At 73.2% G+C, this 17,300-nt stretch carries 20 protein-coding genes; 3 read left to right on the top strand and 17 right to left on the bottom strand.

Going from position 1 to position 17,300, the window contains the following annotated elements; genetic code table 11:
• Positions 1 to 61: 61 nt before the first annotated feature.
• From PH191_RS22875 to PH191_RS22805, 15 genes are all read right to left on the bottom strand, one after another.
• Complete coding sequence (locus PH191_RS22875; RefSeq protein WP_274196937.1) at positions 62 to 556, bottom strand: Asp23/Gls24 family envelope stress response protein; 495 nt, start codon at positions 554 to 556, stop codon at positions 62 to 64.
• 65 nt (positions 557 to 621) lie between these two features.
• Positions 622 to 909 carry a gas vesicle protein K gene (locus tag PH191_RS22870; RefSeq protein WP_274196936.1) on the bottom strand — a complete coding sequence of 96 codons (288 nt, stop codon included), beginning with the start codon at positions 907 to 909 and terminating at the stop codon, positions 622 to 624.
• On the bottom strand, positions 902 to 1,210 hold the full coding sequence (locus PH191_RS22865) for a gas vesicle protein (protein ID WP_420791836.1): 309 nt from the start codon (positions 1,208 to 1,210) through the stop codon (positions 902 to 904). The genes PH191_RS22870 and PH191_RS22865 overlap by 8 nt, the downstream gene beginning before the upstream one ends.
• The gene (locus PH191_RS22860; protein WP_274196935.1) at positions 1,207 to 1,977 is read right to left on the bottom strand and encodes a GvpL/GvpF family gas vesicle protein; all 771 of its coding nucleotides are present in this window, start codon (positions 1,975 to 1,977) and stop codon (positions 1,207 to 1,209) included. Before PH191_RS22860 ends, PH191_RS22865 begins: the two co-directional genes overlap by 4 nt.
• Positions 1,974 to 2,519 carry a gas vesicle protein gene (locus tag PH191_RS22855; protein WP_274196934.1) on the bottom strand — a complete coding sequence of 182 codons (546 nt, stop codon included), beginning with the start codon at positions 2,517 to 2,519 and terminating at the stop codon, positions 1,974 to 1,976. The genes PH191_RS22860 and PH191_RS22855 overlap by 4 nt, the downstream gene beginning before the upstream one ends.
• A 40-nt stretch (positions 2,520 to 2,559) precedes the next feature.
• On the bottom strand, positions 2,560 to 3,732 hold the full coding sequence (gene gvpO, locus PH191_RS22850) for a gas vesicle protein GvpO (RefSeq protein WP_274196933.1): 1,173 nt from the start codon (positions 3,730 to 3,732) through the stop codon (positions 2,560 to 2,562).
• Positions 3,729 to 3,962 carry a gas vesicle protein GvpG gene (locus tag PH191_RS22845; protein ID WP_274187271.1) on the bottom strand — a complete coding sequence of 78 codons (234 nt, stop codon included), beginning with the start codon at positions 3,960 to 3,962 and terminating at the stop codon, positions 3,729 to 3,731. The genes gvpO and PH191_RS22845 overlap by 4 nt, the downstream gene beginning before the upstream one ends.
• 13 nt (positions 3,963 to 3,975) lie before the next feature.
• Positions 3,976 to 4,782, bottom strand: a complete 807-nt coding sequence (locus tag PH191_RS22840) for a GvpL/GvpF family gas vesicle protein (RefSeq protein ID WP_274196932.1) — start codon at positions 4,780 to 4,782, stop codon at positions 3,976 to 3,978.
• A gap of 10 nt (positions 4,783 to 4,792) precedes the next feature.
• The gene (gene gvpJ / locus PH191_RS22835; protein ID WP_274187273.1) at positions 4,793 to 5,176 is read right to left on the bottom strand and encodes a gas vesicle protein GvpJ; all 384 of its coding nucleotides are present in this window, start codon (positions 5,174 to 5,176) and stop codon (positions 4,793 to 4,795) included.
• Between the two features lie 83 nt (positions 5,177 to 5,259).
• On the bottom strand, positions 5,260 to 6,543 hold the full coding sequence (locus PH191_RS22830; protein ID WP_274196931.1) for an SRPBCC family protein: 1,284 nt from the start codon (positions 6,541 to 6,543) through the stop codon (positions 5,260 to 5,262).
• Positions 6,536 to 7,456, bottom strand: a complete 921-nt coding sequence (locus tag PH191_RS22825; RefSeq protein WP_274196930.1) for a hypothetical protein — start codon at positions 7,454 to 7,456, stop codon at positions 6,536 to 6,538. The genes PH191_RS22830 and PH191_RS22825 overlap by 8 nt, the downstream gene beginning before the upstream one ends.
• Positions 7,457 to 7,903: 447 nt before the next feature.
• The gene (locus tag PH191_RS22820; protein ID WP_274196929.1) at positions 7,904 to 8,611 is read right to left on the bottom strand and encodes a PadR family transcriptional regulator; all 708 of its coding nucleotides are present in this window, start codon (positions 8,609 to 8,611) and stop codon (positions 7,904 to 7,906) included.
• Entirely contained in the window at positions 8,608 to 9,693 is a 1,086-nt protein-coding gene (locus PH191_RS22815) for a ParA family protein (RefSeq protein WP_274196928.1), read from the bottom strand. Before PH191_RS22815 ends, PH191_RS22820 begins: the two co-directional genes overlap by 4 nt.
• Before the next feature lie 126 nt (positions 9,694 to 9,819).
• The gene (gene nhaA / locus PH191_RS22810; RefSeq protein ID WP_274196927.1) at positions 9,820 to 11,115 is read right to left on the bottom strand and encodes a Na+/H+ antiporter NhaA; all 1,296 of its coding nucleotides are present in this window, start codon (positions 11,113 to 11,115) and stop codon (positions 9,820 to 9,822) included.
• A gap of 170 nt (positions 11,116 to 11,285) precedes the next feature.
• Complete coding sequence (locus PH191_RS22805) at positions 11,286 to 12,785, bottom strand: alpha/beta hydrolase (protein WP_274196926.1); 1,500 nt, start codon at positions 12,783 to 12,785, stop codon at positions 11,286 to 11,288.
• Positions 12,786 to 12,943: 158 nt separating this feature from the next.
• Between PH191_RS22805 and PH191_RS22800 the strand changes: the two genes are divergently transcribed.
• The 3 genes from PH191_RS22800 to PH191_RS22790 all read left to right on the top strand — a co-directional run bounded on the left by PH191_RS22800 (position 12,944) and on the right by PH191_RS22790 (position 16,089).
• A complete protein-coding gene (locus tag PH191_RS22800) occupies positions 12,944 to 13,234 on the top strand; it encodes a PASTA domain-containing protein (RefSeq protein ID WP_274196925.1) in 291 nt (96 codons plus the stop codon).
• A gap of 205 nt (positions 13,235 to 13,439) precedes the next feature.
• Entirely contained in the window at positions 13,440 to 14,408 is a 969-nt protein-coding gene (locus PH191_RS22795; protein ID WP_274196924.1) for a TIGR03557 family F420-dependent LLM class oxidoreductase, read from the top strand.
• Positions 14,409 to 14,469: 61 nt separating this feature from the next.
• A complete protein-coding gene (locus PH191_RS22790; RefSeq protein WP_274196923.1) occupies positions 14,470 to 16,089 on the top strand; it encodes a peptide chain release factor 3 in 1,620 nt (539 codons plus the stop codon).
• Positions 16,090 to 16,095: 6 nt separating this feature from the next.
• Here PH191_RS22790 and PH191_RS22785 read toward each other — a convergent pair whose 3' ends face one another.
• Positions 16,096 to 16,473 (bottom strand): hypothetical protein, encoded by a 378-nt coding sequence (locus PH191_RS22785; protein WP_274196922.1) that lies wholly within the window; start codon positions 16,471 to 16,473, stop codon positions 16,096 to 16,098.
• A gap of 137 nt (positions 16,474 to 16,610) precedes the next feature.
• The gene (locus PH191_RS22780; RefSeq protein ID WP_274196921.1) at positions 16,611 to 17,090 is read right to left on the bottom strand and encodes a hypothetical protein; all 480 of its coding nucleotides are present in this window, start codon (positions 17,088 to 17,090) and stop codon (positions 16,611 to 16,613) included.
• Positions 17,091 to 17,300: the final 210 nt, after the last annotated feature.

Raw genomic sequence — 17,300 nt, 5'->3', positions numbered from 1 at the left:
ACGCCCGATGCTGCCACGACCACCGCCGGAGCCGGGCCCGCCCCTCCCGGGGCGGGGGCCGCTACAGCGTCGCGGCGGGCGGCGGAGGCGGCGTCCCGCCGGCGTCGACGTCGTCGCCACCGGGCAGGTGCACGTCGGTGATGACGACGTTGAGCTCGACGACGGTGACGCCGGCGATCTCCTCGACGGCCTTCGGCACGTGGCGACGCAGCGCGCGGACGAGCTCGCGGGCCCCGACGCCGTACTCGATCTCGACGTCCAGCCCGATGCGGGCCGTCTGGTTCTCGAGCTCGACGCGGACGCCCGCGGTGTTCTCGGTGCTGCCCGTGAGCGTCTGGCGCACGGCCCCGACGGCGCGGGACGAGCTGGCTCCGAGCGCGACGACACCCGGGATCTCGCGCGCCGAGAACGCCGTCACCTTCTGGACCACCGAGGGCAGCACCTCGGTGGTGCCGTCGACGGCGGTCGGGTCGCCGACGGCGCCGGCGCCGCCGACCGAGGTGGCCGTCGGCGTGGGGCTGGAGGGGGTGCTGCTCGGACGCTCGGCGCTGGTCATGTGCTCCGAGTACCCCGCCTCGTCCCGGCGGAGTCCGATCCCGTCCGCACGATCGGGCACCGCGGTCAGCGGTCGCGCGGCAGCAGCGGGCCCAGCGGTCCGAGATCCAGGTTGAGGTCGTCCGCCGTGAGCCCGAACTGCTCGGTGAGCTCGTCCATCGCCTCCGCCAGCAGCATCAGGGAGGTGCCGAGGTCCTCCTCCTCCTGCTCGGTGAGGTCGCCCTGGTCGACGCGCCGGATCGCCTGCCGCTCCATCAGCTGGCGCAGCAGCTCGACGATGGTGAGCACCAGCTTCATGAGGTCCCGGCGGACCTCGTCCTTGTCGATCTCGATGCGGTTCGCCCGCTCACTCATCGCCCGGCTCCAGCTCCCGGGCCGTCAGGGCCCTCGGCGCGGCGGATCCGTGCCGCGGCACGTCGCCCCGTTCGGCCCGCTCCGCCAGCGTGCCCTGCCGCTCCACCGGCGCGATCGACATGACCAGCGCCCGGAGCGAGATGCGCACGAGGTCGACCCCGGCGAGCGAGATCGTCAGGTCGCCGACCAGCACGACGCCGCCGGCGAGCAGCCGGTCGAGCAGGTCGACCAGCGCGACCTCCTCGTCCCCGAACAGCGACGTCGCCCGTGGCTCGAGCTCTCCCGAGGACGGGCCCGTCACGACGCCGATCCCTCCGTGGCGGCGGCGAAGGAGTAGGGGACCCAGGGCCCGGTGAGCTCGACCCGCATCTTCGGGTGGTCCTGGTACGAGGCGACGAGGGCGCGGAGCTCGTCGGCCCGCTCGACCGGCAGCAGGTAGGCCTGGTTGAGCACCATCGGGTCGGACTGCCCCGACAGCTGCGCGTCCTGCAGACGGTGGCTCCGGGTGGCGGCGGCGAGGGCCGACGCGGCCGCGTCCACCTCGCCGGCCGCCCGGCGGGCGTCCTCGAGCGTCGTGTCGCCCTCGCGCAGGGCCTTGCGGCGCCGGCGGAGGTAGTCCGCGCCCGATCGCGGCTTCTCGGCCTCCGCCTCGGTCGCGTCCGGACGGCCCTTGCGGGCGTAGACCTTGAGGCCCCACTCGGCGCGTCCGTCGAGACGGTCGAGCACCGCGGAGAAGGTCTCGGCGCTCTCCTCGAGCACCGCCCGCACCCGCTCGTCGTCGAAGTACACCGTGGCCAGTCCGAGCGGCGCCACGAGGTGGTCGCGCCCGAGGGTGTCGACGACGTGGTGGTGCGCCCGGGCGGTCGCGGCCAGCCACTCGAGGTCCTCCAGGCGCTCCTCGAGAGCCCGTTCCTGGAACTCGGCACGGTCGGCGTCGCTCACCACGGCGGTCACCCCGCGGTGCTCGACCGTCCGGACGGGACGCCCGCCGAGGCCCTCGAGCCCCGCCACGGCGGCGGGGTCGACGTCGCGGGCGACGGCGTAGACGTAGGTCAGCGTGTCGCTCATTCCTCCGCCTTCCGACGTCGGCGCGGCGCGGCCTTCCCCCCGCCGCCCTGTTGCGCCGTCTGCTTCGGCCGGCGCGCAGGCTGGGGTTCGGGTTCCTCGGTGTCGTCGACGATCTCGGCGTCGACCAGCTCGGCGTCCTCGTCCTCGACCTCGACCTCGTCGGGGTCGTCGTCGCCCTCGAGGGCCGCCTGTCCGTTGCGGCCCTCCAGCGCCTCGAGGCGCTCCCGCAGCCGGCGGTTCTCCTGTTCGAGCTCGCTGTGGCCCGAGGAGAGGGTGGGGTCGCGCTCCCACCAGTCGATGCCCATCTCCTTGGCGCGGTCGACGGACGCCACGATGAGCCGGAGCTTGATGGTCAGCAGCTCGATGTCGAGCAGGTTGATCTGGACGTCGCCGGCGATGACGATGCCCTTGTCGAGGACCCGCTCGAGGATGTCGGCGAGGTTCGTGCCGTCGCCGCCGCCGCCCTGGGCCGCCGGCTGGCGGCCGCCGGCCTGGTTCGGGGCGGACGGCATCTGCCCGGTCCAGCGCACCGGGTCGCTCATGGTCACTCCCTCTCGTGTCCCCCCGGCTCGCGTCGGGCCGTCACTCGTCGTCGCCGCGGCCCCGGGTGTAGCGCTTCAGCCGTTTGTAGCTGATCAGCTCGCCGTCCTCGTCCATCTCGGCCTCGTAGATCGCCAGGATGTCGGTGGACTCGGGGATCCGGTGGCTCTCCACCACCTCCAGGCCCACGACGTAGCCCTCGTCGGTGCGGCGCACCGAGGTGATCGACTCGCTCTCCTTGCCGCTCATCTCCATCACCTGCTCCGCCGCGTAGCGAGCGATCTTGCGAGCGGGGATGGGCTTCTTGGGTGCCGGTTCGGGCTCGGGTTCGGGCTCGGACTCCTCGACGTCCTCGGACTCGTCGACGTCCTCGGGCTCGTCCAGGTCCTCGGCGTCGTCCAGATCCTCGGGCTCGTCCTCGACGTCGTCGTCCTCGTCGACGTCGTCCTCGTCCAGGTCCTCCGGCTCGTCGATCTCCACAGCGTCGTCGGCGGTGTCCTCAGCGGCGTCGTCCGTGGTGTCCTCCGCACGGCGCCGGCGGGGCCGTTCCTGCTCGCCCTCCGGACGGCGCCGACGGCGCGGACGCTCCTCGCCCCCACCGGAGTCCGCCGCGGACTCGTCCGCAGCGGGCCGGCGGCGACGACGGGGACGTTCCTGGTCGGGCGCCGAGTCGCCGTTCTCCTCGGTCCGGCGCCGACGGCGCGGGCGCTCGTCATCCGATCCCGTGGTGCCGCTCCCGCCGTTCGACGTCCGGCGCCGCTTCGGACGCTCGTCGTCGGAACCGCTCGAGGCCTCCGACCGGCGCCGCTTCGGGCGCTCCTCGTCCGAGTCGCTCGACACCTCGGACGGCCGGCGCCGCTTCGGGCGCTCCTCGTCCGAGTCGCTCGAGGCCTCCGACGGCCGGCGACGTCGCGGCCGCTCGCTCTCGACCTCGCCCTCCGGACGCCGACTCCGGCGAGGACGCTCCTCGTCCGACCCGGACGCCGTCTCGGACGTCCGGCGCCGGCGACGCGGCTTCTCCTCGGCCGAGGATTCCGAGGACGAGGACTCCGAGGACGAGGACTCCGAGGGGGTCGCGTCCCCGTTCGACCGGCGTCGCTTCGGCGCGTCCTCCCCGGACTCACCGGACGCCGCCGAGCGTCGGCGGCGGGGCCGTTCCTGATCGGTGACGCGCGGGGCGTCGTCGTCCTCGGTGACGTCGGCGGACCGCGTCACGTCCCACCCCCGCCCACGAGGCGCTGCAGCAGGACGGTCTGCTGCTCGTCCCGTTCGTCCTCGCTGATCTCACCGCGGTCGAACGCGGCGTCCAGCTCGTCGATCTGCGCGCGGATGACGCCGGGGTCGTTCATCTGGTGGTCGACCTGGTCGGCGATCTTCTCGCCGACCCAGGCCACCCCGCGGACCGGGGCGAGGGGCAGGAGCAGCAGCTCGGTGAAGAAACCCACGGTGCGCCGGCCCTCAGGCCTGGGCTTCGGGAGGCGCTTCGAACTCGGGCAGGAAGTCGAAGGCCGCCGTGGGCCCGATGAGCCGCAGCTCGACCCGCCCGGCCCAGGCGTTGCCCAGGTCGTCGACGGCCTGCTCGAAATCGTCACGCCCGTCGGTCTTCACGAGGAACGCCAGGTGCACGGCCCCGTTCTCGCCGCCCGCCTCCTTGACCTCGGTCGCCACCGCGAACTTCGAGAGCGCGTCGACCGTGGCCTGCGCGTCCTCCTGCCGCAGCTGGTCCATCGCCTTCGAGATCGACTCGCCGAGCTGGATGCGGTCGTAGTAGCTCGCGTCCTCGCTGACCCCGGCGATCTTCTCCCGCAGCTGCTGGATGCGGGGATCGGACTCGACGATGCGGGTGAGGATGACGTCCTGGTTGTAATCGCCGCGCAGCCGGAACTCGAGGTGGCCGCGGAGCTGGTCGAGCGCGCGCAGGAAGTAGTCCTGGTGCGGCTTCAGCAGCTCGTCGGCCACCGCGTCGTCGTCGGTGACGACCGCCCCGAAACGCATCGGGAGCACCGGCACCTCCTGCGCGATCGCGTTGAGGACGGCCTCGTGCGCCATCAGGTCGCGCCGGGTGCCCAGGGGGCGGTCGGCCGACACGTCGCTGACGACGGCCGCGAGCTCGCCCTCGGTGACGAGACCCAGCTCGCCGTCCTCGTCGCCGTGCGGGATCGGCTCGAGCCCGTCGGGGATGCGCATCCCTGCCGGCACGATGCCGTAGATGTAGGACCCGCGGGTCGTGCTCCGGGACTTGGTGGAGTCCTCCGTCGTGGTCACCTCGGCCCCCTCACGCCTTCTCGCGCTTGCTCTGCTGGCGCTCGCCGCGGACCTCGTCCCACTTCTCCTTGCCGGCGTCGAGCACCCCCTTGGTCTTGCCCTTCGCGCCGCCCTCGGTGGCGCCCTCGGTGAGGCCGCCCATGAACTCCCCGAGGTCCTTGCCACCCTTCTGGTGCAGGTCGAGGCGGTTGGTGGCCTCGGCGAACTTCAGATAGGTGTCGACACTCGCCACGACGATCCGGGCGTCGATCGTGATCAGCTCGATGCCGACGAGCGACACCTTGACGAACGCATCGATCACGAGGCCCTTGTCGAGGATGAGGTCGAGGACCTCGGCGAGCCCGCCCTGGGGCGCCTTCTGGACGCCGCCGCCCGATTGCTGGCTGATCGTCACGCTGTCTCACTTCCTCCCTGTGCGGATCGCCCACGACGGGCCCCGGGGACCGGGACCCGTCGTGGGCGTCGATCGGCCGTCGATCAGGCCGGAGTGCGCTGGCGCCGCGAGCGACGACGCGGGCGGTCGTCCTCCTCGGCGGGGGCGTCCTCCGCGGCCTCGTCCTCGGCGTCCTCCGGGAGGTCGTCGTCGACGTCCTCCTCGGCCTCGTCCTCGAGCTCGTCGTCGAGCTCGTCCTCGTCCGCCTCGTCCGCCTCTTCCGCCTCGTCCTCGAGCTCGTCGAGGTCCTCGTCGGCGTCCTCGTCCTCGGCCACGAGGTCGTCGTCGACGTCCTCGTCCTCGTCGACGTCCTCGTCGGCGAGCTCGCCCTCCTCGCCCTCCTCGGAGTCCTCGAGCTCCTCGTCCTCCTCGGCCGCCCGCTGCTCCTCCTCGAGGGCTTCCTCGTGGGTCTTGACGACCTCGCTGTCGCGGATCTCGCCGCGCCAGCCCTCGAGTTCCTCGCGGTTGATCAGCGTGTCCATCATGACGTGACGGCAGAAGTGCTTGAACTCGAGCCGGGCACGACGCCCGACCGCGCGCCAGAGATTCCCCGTCTTCTCGAAGAAGCCCTGCGGGTAGTACTCCATGATCAGGACGATGCGCGTCAGGTTCGGCGCGAGTTCGCTGAACGTCACGATCCCGTCCGCAGAACCCTTCGCTCCCGACGACACCCACAGAATGTGGCTATCCGGAACCTGTTCGCGGATAGTCGTCTCCCAGGAACGACGCGACCAGAACACCTTGGCGGTCCAGACGACCTTCTCGTCGGACTCCTGGTTGACCGTCTCGACCTTCTTCATGAAGCTCGGGAAGTCGGCCATCTGGGTCCACTGGTCGTAGGCCACGCGCAGCGGGACCCCGACGTCCTGGACCTCGTAGATGTTCATGAACTTGAACTTGCCGCGGCCGGTGCTGCCGCTGCCGCCACCGCTCCCGCTGCCGTCCTCGTCGCCCTCGTCGTCGTCGTCCCCGCCGCCGATGCCGAGCGCTCCCGTGACCTTGTCCTTCACCGCGGACAGCCCACCCTTCAGTGCGCCGCCGACGGCGCTCCCGCCCTGCATCATCGACTGGCCGCCGCCGAGGGCGGCCGAGAGGCCGACCCCGCCGTTCTCGGCGACGTCGGTGAGCCGGCCGGTGAGGCCCTCGACCTGGTCGAGGGCGGCGTTGACCGCCTTGTCGGTGGCCGTCTTCAGCAGCGTCTGTGCCGCCTGCTTGAGACGGTCGACGGGCAGCACGTCGGTGATCGACGAGCCGGACCCGCCCTCGTCGTCGTGCGGGACCTGACCGTTCGAGGCCGCCCGCGGGTCGGTCGTCGTGGACTCAGTCATCGCGCTTCCCCGATCCACGGCGCGAGCCGGAGCCGGCGGTGGCCTTGCTGCGCGACCCCGACGACGTCCGACGCGTCGAGCCGTTGCTGGTGCGGTTCGCGCTGTCGTCGGACGACGCGCCCGACGACGAACGACGACGACGCTCCTGGCCGGTGTCGCTGCTGGTCGAGCCGCTGCTCGATGAACCGCTGCCGGAGCTCTTCGACGACGCCGACGGGGGCCGCGAGGCACGACGGCGCGACGTGGCCCGCGAGGGGGCCTCCTCGGGCTCGTCGGCCTCCTCGGTCTCGGCCACGGCCTCGTCGGACTCGGGCTCCTCCGTGTCGTCGACCTCGTCGTCGACGTCCTCGACGTCCTCGATCTCGTCGGCGGCGTCCACGCCGTCGTCGACCGGCTCCTCGGCGGCAGCCGCCTTGCGACGACGTCCACCGCGCGCGGCCTTGCCGACCGCACCGCCGGCGCCGCTGACAGCGCCACCGACGGCCGATCCGGCCGTCCCGGCGGCGTCGCCGACCGCGCCACCGGCCTGGCCGACGGCGTCGCCGGCGGCACCCGCCGTCTGACCGGCGGCCTGCGTCGCCGCACCCGCCGCGTCCGCGGCCGGCTTGCCGAGGTTCTCGACCCGGTTGACCAGGGTGTCGGTCAGGGCCTCCATGCGCGAGCTCGCGACGGCCAGCGCCGCGTCCTTGCCCGCCTCGAGCAGCCGACCCCGCACCGCACTGTCGAGCTTCTGGAGCTCGGGTGACGCCTGGATCAGCTTCGAGGCCTGTCCCAGCAGCTGGGCGGGATCGGTGGAGATCTTCTTCCCGGCCAGCGCAGCACCGAACATGATGGCGAGCTTCATCTTCTTCGTACGACCGAGTAGATAGCCGCCGATGACCGCGAGGGCCAATTTCAGGCCGGTTCCGGGCACCGTGCACCTCCGAATGGATTGGTCCGCCTGTGCGGTGGACCACAGCCCGCCGCCTACGGAGCCGGACATTACATCGCGTGCTTCCGGAATGCGCTAGACCGGTAAGATCAAATTTGCCATGGGCCGTTCGACCCAATTGGTGATCACCAGAGCACGAAGGGTGACCGCGCATTCGGGTGTCGTTCTCGTGCTTCAAACATCTGCGCCCGTTCGCTCTTTCTGAATGAACGAGACGTCGGTATGTGATCGACCGGATGCGTTGTGTGTGCGCGTGGTGTTCCGGCCACGCAGGGTCATGTCGACCGCCACTTCGGTGACAGTCCGCAGTGATCTACACCATACGGTGGTTCGGCGTCCGCCGCTAGATCTGTGCGCTTGGACAGCACAGCCCAACGTCCTGCGGCTCGATGCGCCGACGCGTTGCTCCGAGCTCGAAGAGGGACGAGGTCAGCCCTCGTCGGCGGCGTCCAGCACCCGGTCCACCGTGCGCCGCAGCGATCGCCACGCCCGCACGCGCGCACGGGCGATCCGCATGCCCAGCTCGGTCAGACGGTAGCGCCGCCGTTCGGTGTCGGCCCCGAGCTCGACGAGACCGTGCCGGGCGAGGTGATGGAGGGTTTTCTGAATCGTGGTAGGAGGTGGCGCGAGGCCGCCTCCGCTGTCCGCCCGCAGCCGCTCCGCGAGCTCCCGCCCGCTGGCCGGGCCGCGACGCAACGTGACCAGCACCAACAGCTCGACGTGCTCCTGCGACGCCAGCCGCACCGAGCCCCACCGCCGGTTGGCGGTGCCGGCGGTGCTCCCCGAGGTGGGCGCCGGGCGGCGTGCGCCGCGGGGGGCCGGTGGGACGTCGGCGGGCGGGGGCGCCGGGGCGACCCCGGTCGGCGTCTCGCTCTCGGTCTCCGACTCCGTGACCTCGTCCGGGGCGGAGGTCCGCACGGTGAGGGGCACCACGGCGCCGCGGCGCATTGCCTGCGCCGGGATCTCCGGAGACCCCGTCCCGGGGCCCTCGGTGCCCTCGTCCTCGTCCTGCTCGGAGCTCCGCCGGGGCCGCGGGGGCAGGAGTCCGCGCAGGCTCGCCGTCGCCGACCGCCCGAACGCGTCGCTGAGGTCGGGCGGCTGCTCGTCGTCGCTGGTCATGCGGAAGTCGGCGGTCACGAGGTGGCCTCCTGCTCGGGGCGGTGGTCCGCGGTCGTGGTCTCCTCGGCGGCGCGCAGGAGGGTCAGGAGCTCGACCCCGAGGTCGCGGTAGTCACCCGCCACGCTCGCGGCGGTCGGGGACAGGCGACGCCCGGACGAGGTCTTCGAGGTCCCCTCCCGCAGGGCCGCCCACCAGGCGGGCTGCGCGGCCACCTCCTGCTCGAGCTCGTGGGCGAGCCGGCCGAGGCGCCGGGCGTCCTGCGCGGTGCGCTCCGCGTGGCGGATCGAGGTGGTGAACAGCGGCGAGTGGCCGCCGAAGGCGCGTTCCATCGCCTCGCGGAGCTCGGCGTGCACGACGCGCGAGCGCGACCCGGTGGCGAAGAGCACGGCGCCGAGCAGGCCGAGGTCGGGGTTCTGCTCGCGGGCGAGCGCGAAGCGCTCCCCGACCAGGCGCATGCCGACCAGGCCGCCGCCGTCCGACTTCGTCGGCATGAGCACCCACCGGGCGGCGGTGAGCGCGAGGTCGGTGAGGATCGTCGTCTCGGGCGGGCAGTCGACGAAGACGAGGTCGTAGTCGCCCGCCACCGGCGCGAGCACGGTCGCGAGGGCCCGGAACGCCTCCCGCCCCTGCTCCTGCACCCGGGAGACCATCAGCGGCACGAGGTCCACGAGGCGCGCGCCACCGGGCACCACGTCGAGGCCGGGACGGACACCCTCGGCCGGGCGCAGGGGCGACCCGGCCACGATGCTCATGAGCAGGCCCGCACCGTGGTCGTCGATCGGCCCGTCGCGGAACCCGAGGTCGTCGGCGAGGTTCGCCTGGCGGTTGAGGTCGACGAGCAGGCACCGGTAGCCGGCCGCGGCGAACTGCCCGGCGAGGTTGGCGACGAGCGAGGTCTTCCCGACCCCGCCCTTGTCGTTGACCATGGCGATCGTCCGCGTCAGCGCGTCCATGTCCGGGTCGGTGGTGGCGCCCGCGTCCTCGACACCGGCGACGACGGGCGTCGGCCCTCCCGTGCGGTCACTGCCCGCGCGGTCCCTCCCCGCGCCCCTGCGGCGGCGGGTGGCGTTGCGGGCGGCGCGGCCCGCCGGTCCGGTCATGCGGCGAGGGTGCGTCCCGACCCGTGGCCCGGCAAGGCCGACACGGGCGTCCGGCGCCTCTTGCGGCCGCACGGCGGCAGGAACTCACGCTGTCGGCCCAGTCGACTACGGCAGACGAGAGGGCGATCACGCGTCGCGCTCGCGCGTGTCGTCCTCGTAGACGTCGGGCACGTCGTCGTGGTCGGCGTCGATGCGCTCGCGCTCGTGGATGCGCCGGTGCACGCCGTTGCGGTATCGCAGCACGCCCGTGGCGAGCACGGCGGCGAGCAGCGAGGCCGTCAGGACCCCGATCTTCACGTGGTCGTCCGCGCCGCTGCCGGTGCCGAACGCCAGCTCGCCGATGAGCAGGGAGACGGTGAACCCGATCCCCGCGAGCAGCGAGAGCCCGAGGACGTCGCTCCAGTCCAGCTCGTCGGCCAGCCGGGCCCGGGTCACCCGCTGGACGAGCCACGTCGCCCCCATGATGCCGACGACCTTGCCGGCCACCAGCCCGGCGATGATGCCGATCGTGATCGCGTCACTGAACGCCGCGCCCAGCCCGCCGCCGACGACGGTCACCCCGGACGCGAAGAACGCGAAGATCGGCACCGCCACCCCGGCGGAGAGCGGCCGCCAGCGGTGCTCGAAGTGCTCGGCGAGCCCGGGTCCGGGGCCTTCCCGCCGCCGGACCACCGGCACGGCGAAGCCCAGCAGCACCCCGGCGACGGTGGCGTGCACGCCGGACTCGTGCACGAGCACCCACGTCAGGGCGGCGAGCGGGAGCAGCAGCCACCACGACCGCACCCGCCGCTGGACCAGGACCGTGAACGCCCCGAGCGGCAGCAGCGCCAGCAGCAACGGCACGAACGCGAGCTGGTCGGTGTAGAAGAGCGCGATGATCGTGATGGCGAGCAGGTCGTCCACCACGGCGAGCGTGAGCAGGAAGGTGCGCAGCGCGTCGGGCAGACAGGAGCCGATGAGGGCGAGCACCGAGAGCGCGAACGCGATGTCCGTGGCCGTCGGGATCGCCCAGCCCGCGGCTCCCGGCCCGCCGAGGTTGATCGCGGTGTAGATCAGGGCGGGCGCGATCATGCCGCCGACCGCGGCCGCCACCGGCAGCAGCGCCCGCGAGGGCTCCCGCAGGTCGCCGGCGACGAACTCGCGCTTGAGTTCCAGGCCGGCGACGAAGAAGAAGATCGCCAGCAGGCCGTCGGCGGCCCAGGTGGCGAGGGTCAGGTCGAGGTGCAGCGACGCCGGACCGACCCGCGTCCCCGAGAGGGCCGTGTAGGCCTCGCGCCACGGGGAGTTGGCCCACAACAGCGCGAGCGCCGCGGCCGAGACGAGCAGGACGCCGCCGACGGTCTCGCGGCGCAGGATGTCCGCGATGCGCGCCGTCTCCGGCCAGGAGCGGCGGGCGAAGAGGCGGGGGTACGACCGGGCCACGGTTCCTCCGGTGGGCAGACGTCAGCGACTGCCGACCAGACTTCCCGGCGCACCGGGAGCGACCCTACGTCACGGCGAGCATCCCGCCCCCGATCGAGTGCGTGGCCCTATCGGCGTGCTCCCCTGATCGGACACTCAACGTCGGCGACGGTCCGCCGCTGACCTGGCACCTACTGACACGTCGTGTTCGGCGGGGGCAGGACGCCGTCGAGGAGGTAGCGGTTGACGGCGTCGTCGACGCACGGGACGCCGTTGGTGTAGACGGTGTGGCCCTCGCCGCGGTAGGTCAGCAACGCCGAGCCGGGCACGCGCTGGGAGAGCGCGACGCTGTTCTGGTACGGCGTCGCCGGGTCGTTCGTCGTCCCGAGGATCAGCATCGGCGGGCCCGCGTAGTTCTCCAGCGGGGTCAGCGGCTGCTGGGGTGCGGGCCAGTCCGAGCAGGTCAGGCCGCTGACGAGCACGTTGCCGGAGAAGTGCGGCGCGCGGGACTCGGTGACGCGGGCGGCCGCGAGCACCTGCTCGTCCTCGGTCGGCCAGGCGTTGTCCAGGCAGGTCACGGCGTTGTAGGTGTCGGAGTTACTGCCCCGGAAGTAGGCGGTCGCCAGCGAGCGCATCGGGGCGCCGTCGCCCCGGTCGGCCGCGGCGAGGGCCTGGGCGAGCTGGGGCCAGCTGTCCTGGCTGTAGAGCGGGTAGACGACGCCGATCTCGAGGAGCCCCGCCGAGAGCGGGCTCGTGCCGGCGACGGGCAGCGGGGCGGCGGTGACGCGGGCGCGCACCCGGTCGAGGGTGCCGATCGGGTCGGCCCGCACCGGGCACGTCGGATCGGTCCGGCACGCGGCGTCGAACTGGCGCAGGGAGTTCTCGAAGCTCTCGGCCTGCGCGGAGTCCAGCCCCGGCTTCGTCACGTCGACGACCCCGTCGAGCACGATCGCCCGCAGGCGGGTCGGGAAGAGCTGCGCGTACGTCTGCCCGATCGACGTCCCGTAGGAGAAGCCCAGGTAGTTGATCCGCTCCTCGCCCAGGGCCTCGCGGATGCGGTCCATGTCGCGGGCGACGTTGCGCGTCCCGAGGTGGGGCAGGAGGTCGCGGTAGCGCTGGCCGCAGGCGGCGTCGTAGCGGTCGACCGCGTCGTTCGTGGCCGCCTCGTCGGCGGGGTCGCCCGGATCGGGATCGGCCAGGTACGGCGTCTCGGGACCCAGCGGGCACTGCAGGCCCGTGCTGTCGCCGACGCCGCGCGGGTCGAAGCCGATCACGTCGAAGCGGTCGGACACCTCGCGCGGGAGCACCCCGGCCTGGACGAGCTCGATGCCCGAGCCGCCCGGACCCCCGGGGTTGACCAGGAGCACGCCCAGCTTGGCGGCGGGGTTCGCCGCGGGCCGGCGCGCGATGGCGATCGGCGTCGTGGGCCCGGTGGGGTTCGCGTAGTCGACCGGCACCGGCACGGTCGCGCACTCCAGGTCCCCGCGGCACGGGGTGAAGGCCGGACCGGGCCCACCGTCCGGGCGGGGAGTGGGGGCGGCGACCGGTGCCGAGGAGCTCAGCGGGATCGGCGGCACCGCCGGCTCCGGGGCACGGGCGCAGCCCGACAGGGCCAGCGCCGCGGCACCGACCACGAGGAGACCCCGCACGACCGCCCGGCACGTCCGCTCCGCTTCGTGCCGCTGCGCCATGTGTTCTCCTGCCCTTTCGGGGTCGGTCCGGCTGGGCCGAGCGGCCCATCATGCCCGTCCGCTCGTCGCAGTCATGCGGGGCTCCGGTCCGGAGCGGCATCCTCCGGCCACGACCGACCGTGCTGGCCCGCGCACCTTGCGCTGGCTACCGTCCCAGCATGAGGACACCCGAGCTCGTGCTGGTTCCCGCGCTGGTGGGGCTCCCGGCGGCGCAGGCGCACGAGGTGGCCATGGCCGCCCGGGTCGTCGCGATCGATCCCGACCCGGACACCCCGCCGACCGTGGAGGGCACGGTGACGGCCCAGCAGCCCGAGGCCGGGACGCGGGTGCCGGCGGGTGAGGCCGTGACGATCTGGGTGGAGCCCGACTCGGGCGGCGGCGGAGGGGGCGGCGGCAACATGCCGCGGGTCCAGCCGGACAAGCCGCTCGACGGCGCCGGCGCCAACTAGGCCCCGGAAGCGGTGAAGGCCCGCGGGATCGTCGGGTCGGGGGTCCGACGACCCCGCGGGGCCACCGGGTAGTTCGTCCGTGCCCGGTCGGGCGTTACGTCTCGGGGCGGATCTCCGTGCGATCGGTCCGGGAGACCCGTCCGGGTAGGGCGGACCGTGATCGGGCACCACGACGGGATCGTCGCCGAACCGGAGGTGTCCGTCCGTGAGGATCGGTTACAAGCTCATCGCCGAGGCCTACTCGCCGACCGAGATGGTGCGCCAGTGCGTGCGCGCCGAGGAGGCCGGCTTCGACTTCGTCGAGATCTCCGACCACTACCACCCGTGGGTGTCCGAGCAGCAGCACTCCGGCTTCGCCTGGTCGATGCTCGCGGCGATGGCCGCGAAGACCGACCGCATCGAGCTGGCGACGGGCGTGACATGCCCGTTCATCCGCTACCACCCGGCGATCATCGCCCAGGCCGCCGCCACGACCCAGCTGCTCGCCGACGGCCGCTTCACCCTCGGCGTCGGGTCGGGTGAGCGGCTCAGCGAGCACGTGGTCGGCAGGGGCTGGCCGGCGGTGCACGTGCGGCACCAGATGTTCCGGGAGTCGCTGGAGATCATCCGCCTGCTCTGGCAGGGCGGGTACCAGACCTACGAGGGCACGCACCTGACGCTCGAGGACGCCCAGGTCTTCGACCTCCCCGAGACGCTCCCGAAGATCGTCGTGGCGACCGGCGGCCCGCAGGCGTCGAAGCTCGCCGCCGAGCTCGGCGACGGGATCTTCACCACCGAGCCGCGCACCGACCTCATCGAGGCGTTCACCGCCGCCGGCGGGAAGGGCCCGCGCTACACCGAGGTGCCGATCGCCTACGCGCCCACCGAGCAGGAGGGGGCGGAGTCGGCGCGACGGCTGTTCCGTTTCGGGGTCACGGGCTGGAAGGTGCAGTCCGAGCTGCCGAACCCCGTCAACTTCGACGCGGCGACCGCCTACATCACCACCGAGGACATGCGCCAGGCGTTCGGGTGCGGGCCCGAGGTCGCCACCCACCTCGCGGCCGCCCAGCCGTTCGTCGACGCCGGGTACGACCACCTCGCGCTCATCAACGCCGGCACCGACGTCGACGGGTTCTTCGACCACTTCGCGACCGAGCTCGCCGAGCCGCTGCGGGCGCTGCGCCCGTCGTCGTAGGACCCGGGTCGTACGCTCGGTACGGGCCCGCGCGTGCGGGTCCGTCGCGAGGAGGAGTGCGATGACCGCGGTGTCCGCCGCGCCCACCGTCGAGGGTGTCCCCGACGACCCCGGGACCCAGGCGCGCCGCCGGCGCACGTTCGCGGTCATCAGCCACCCGGACGCCGGCAAGTCCACGCTCACCGAGGCGCTGGCCCTGCACGCCGAGGTGATCTCGGCGGCCGGGGCCGTGCACGGCAAGGGCGGCCGGCGCGGCGTCACGTCCGACTGGATGGACATGGAGCGCGAGCGGGGCATCTCGGTGACCTCGGCGGTGCTCCAGTTCGCCTACCGCGACCAGGTGATCAACCTCCTGGACACCCCGGGCCACGGCGACTTCTCCGAGGACACCTACCGCGTGCTCGCCGCCGTCGACGCCGCGGTGATGCTCCTCGACGCCGCCAAGGGCCTCGAGCCCCAGACCCTCAAGCTCTTCGACGTCTGCCGCGACCGCGGCGTGCCCGTGCTGACGTTCGTCAACAAGTGGGACCGCCCGGGGCGCGAGCCGCTCGAGCTGCTCGACGAGGTGGAGCAGACGATCGGTCTGCGCCCCATGCCCATCACGTGGCCGGTCGGGATCGCCGGTGACCTGCACGGGCTCGTCGAGCGCGCCGACGGCACGATGCACCGCTTCACCCGCGCCGCGCACGGCGCCTCGAAGGCGACCGTCGAGGTCCTCGACGCCGACACCGCGGCGGCCGAGGAGGGCGCCGACTGGGAGCGCGCCACCGAGGAGCTCGAGCTGCTCGACGAGATCGGCGCCGAGTTCGACGCCGAGGCCTTCCACTCCGGCAGCGCGACGCCGGTGATGTTCGGCTCCGCGCTGTCGAACATCGGCGTCGCCCGCCTGCTCGACGCGCTCGTGGAGCTGGCCCCGCCGCCCGGCCCACGCCCCGACCAGAAGGGCGAGCTCCGCCCGGTCGACGCGCCGTTCTCGGGCCTGGTGTTCAAGGTGCAGGCGTCGATGGACAAGTCGCACCGCGACCGCGTGGCGTTCGTGCGCATCTGCTCGGGTCGCTTCGAGCGCGGCATGGTGCTCACCCACGACGCCACGGGGCGCCCGTTCGCCACCAAGTACGCGCAGGCGATGTTCGGCCGCGACCGCTCGACCATCGAGGAGGCGTTCCCCGGCGACATCGTCGGGCTGGTCAACGCCACCGCGCTGCGCCCGGGGGACACCCTCTGGGCCGAGGACCCGGTCACGTTCCCGACGATCCCGAGCTTCGCCCCCGAGCACTTCAGCGTGTGCCGGGTGGCGGACATGTCGAAGACCAAGCAGTTCCGCAAGGGCATCGAGCAGCTCGACTCCGAGGGCGTCATCCAGGTGCTGTCCTCGGACCTGCGCGGCGACCAGGCCCCGGTGCTGGCCGCGGTCGGTCCGCTGCAGTTCGAGGTCGTCTCGGCGCGGCTGGCCGACGAGTTCGGCGCGCCGGTGAAGCTCGACCGCCTCGACTACCAGATCGCGCGGCGCACCGACGCCGCCGGCGTCGAGACCCTCAAGGGCGCCGTCGGCATCGAGGTGCTGACGCGCCGGATCGACGGAGAGCTCCTCGCGCTCTTCCCGCACAAGTGGCGCCTGCAGGCCGTGGCGCAGAACAACCCGGACCTGCTGCTCGCGCCGCTGGTGGCCGACACGCTGTGAGGCGCGTCAGGCGGGCAGGCGGCGCGGGGGCAGCGCCTCGTTGATCGTCTTGCTGGTGGTCTCGGGGTCCGGGACCTCGACGACGATCCGGTGGTACGGGTCGCCGCGCAGGTAGATGGCGAGGAGCTCGTCGGCCCGGCGCACCATCCACAGCTGCCGGCGCTCGCCGACGCCGTAGGACCCCGCCCGCAGCACGCGCGGCACGCTCACGCCGGGCAGGTGGACGCGGGGGCTCGCCGACACCGCGTCCCGGCGCTTCATCGGGCGCGCGAGCAGCACGCGGCTCAGCGGCAGGTAGACCCCGCGACAGCACGCCCAGACGCGGTCGGAGCCGGTGAAGCGCACGACGACGCCGTCCGCGGTGATGCGGAGCTGGACCGCCATGTCTCACCTGCCTCGTGCGCGGGCGTGCCGGGCGCCGCGGGTGCGGCGCGACGTCGGGAACCGGACCGGGTGATCATCGTGGGGCCCGCGCGCCCGGACGGCGACACGTCCGGGTGCGGAGCACCTCGAGGACCGGCTCAGCTCATCCGGTCGTGCTTGGCCGCGGCCTCCTCGTAGGCGCGGTCGTTGGCGCGCTGCGCGTCGGCGTAGCCCTTCTGCACGGCCTGGGTGCCGTCGGTGTGCGCGTCGCGCACGGCCTGCTCGGCGTCGCGGGCGGCCTGGGCGAGCGCGCGCTCGGCCTCCGCCGCGGCATCGGCGACGGATGACGCGGACTCGGCGCCGACGGAGCCGGTCGAGGAGCCAGCCGAGGAACCGGAGGACGACGGGGCGGAGGACGGTGCCGACGGGGACGACGGCGTCGGGCCCGTCACGGCGTCGTCGTCCGTACCGAACGACGGGACACCCGGCGTGGCGGCGGGGGATCCGAGGCCTCCACCGGGCACACTGGCGCCGGCCTCCGGGAGGTGGTCGACGTCGGGACGCCGGTGCTGGGCGGATCGGTCCCCGGCCCGCTCGTCGGACCCGACGGGACGGTCGGTGTCGTCGGTTGCGCTCACGGCACGACCTCCGGAATGTGGCACGGACGATCGCGCGCCGGCCTCCGCGGAGGCGCGGCACCCAACCCCCCGATCGGCTTCGGTGCGGCGACAGCATGGCAGGCGGCGGCCCGTCCGGCCCGGGCACCCTCCTCCGGCGCGACCCCGCGAAACCGCGACTGACAAGCACCAGAGCCGAGCGGACGCGGGGAAACACCCGGATGGGTGAGC

Origin of the sequence: Actinomycetospora callitridis, from assembly GCF_028737265.1 — a bacterium.
Classification (GTDB): domain Bacteria; phylum Actinomycetota; class Actinomycetes; order Mycobacteriales; family Pseudonocardiaceae; genus Actinomycetospora; species Actinomycetospora callitridis.
This window is presented reverse-complemented; position numbering and strand designations above follow the sequence as displayed.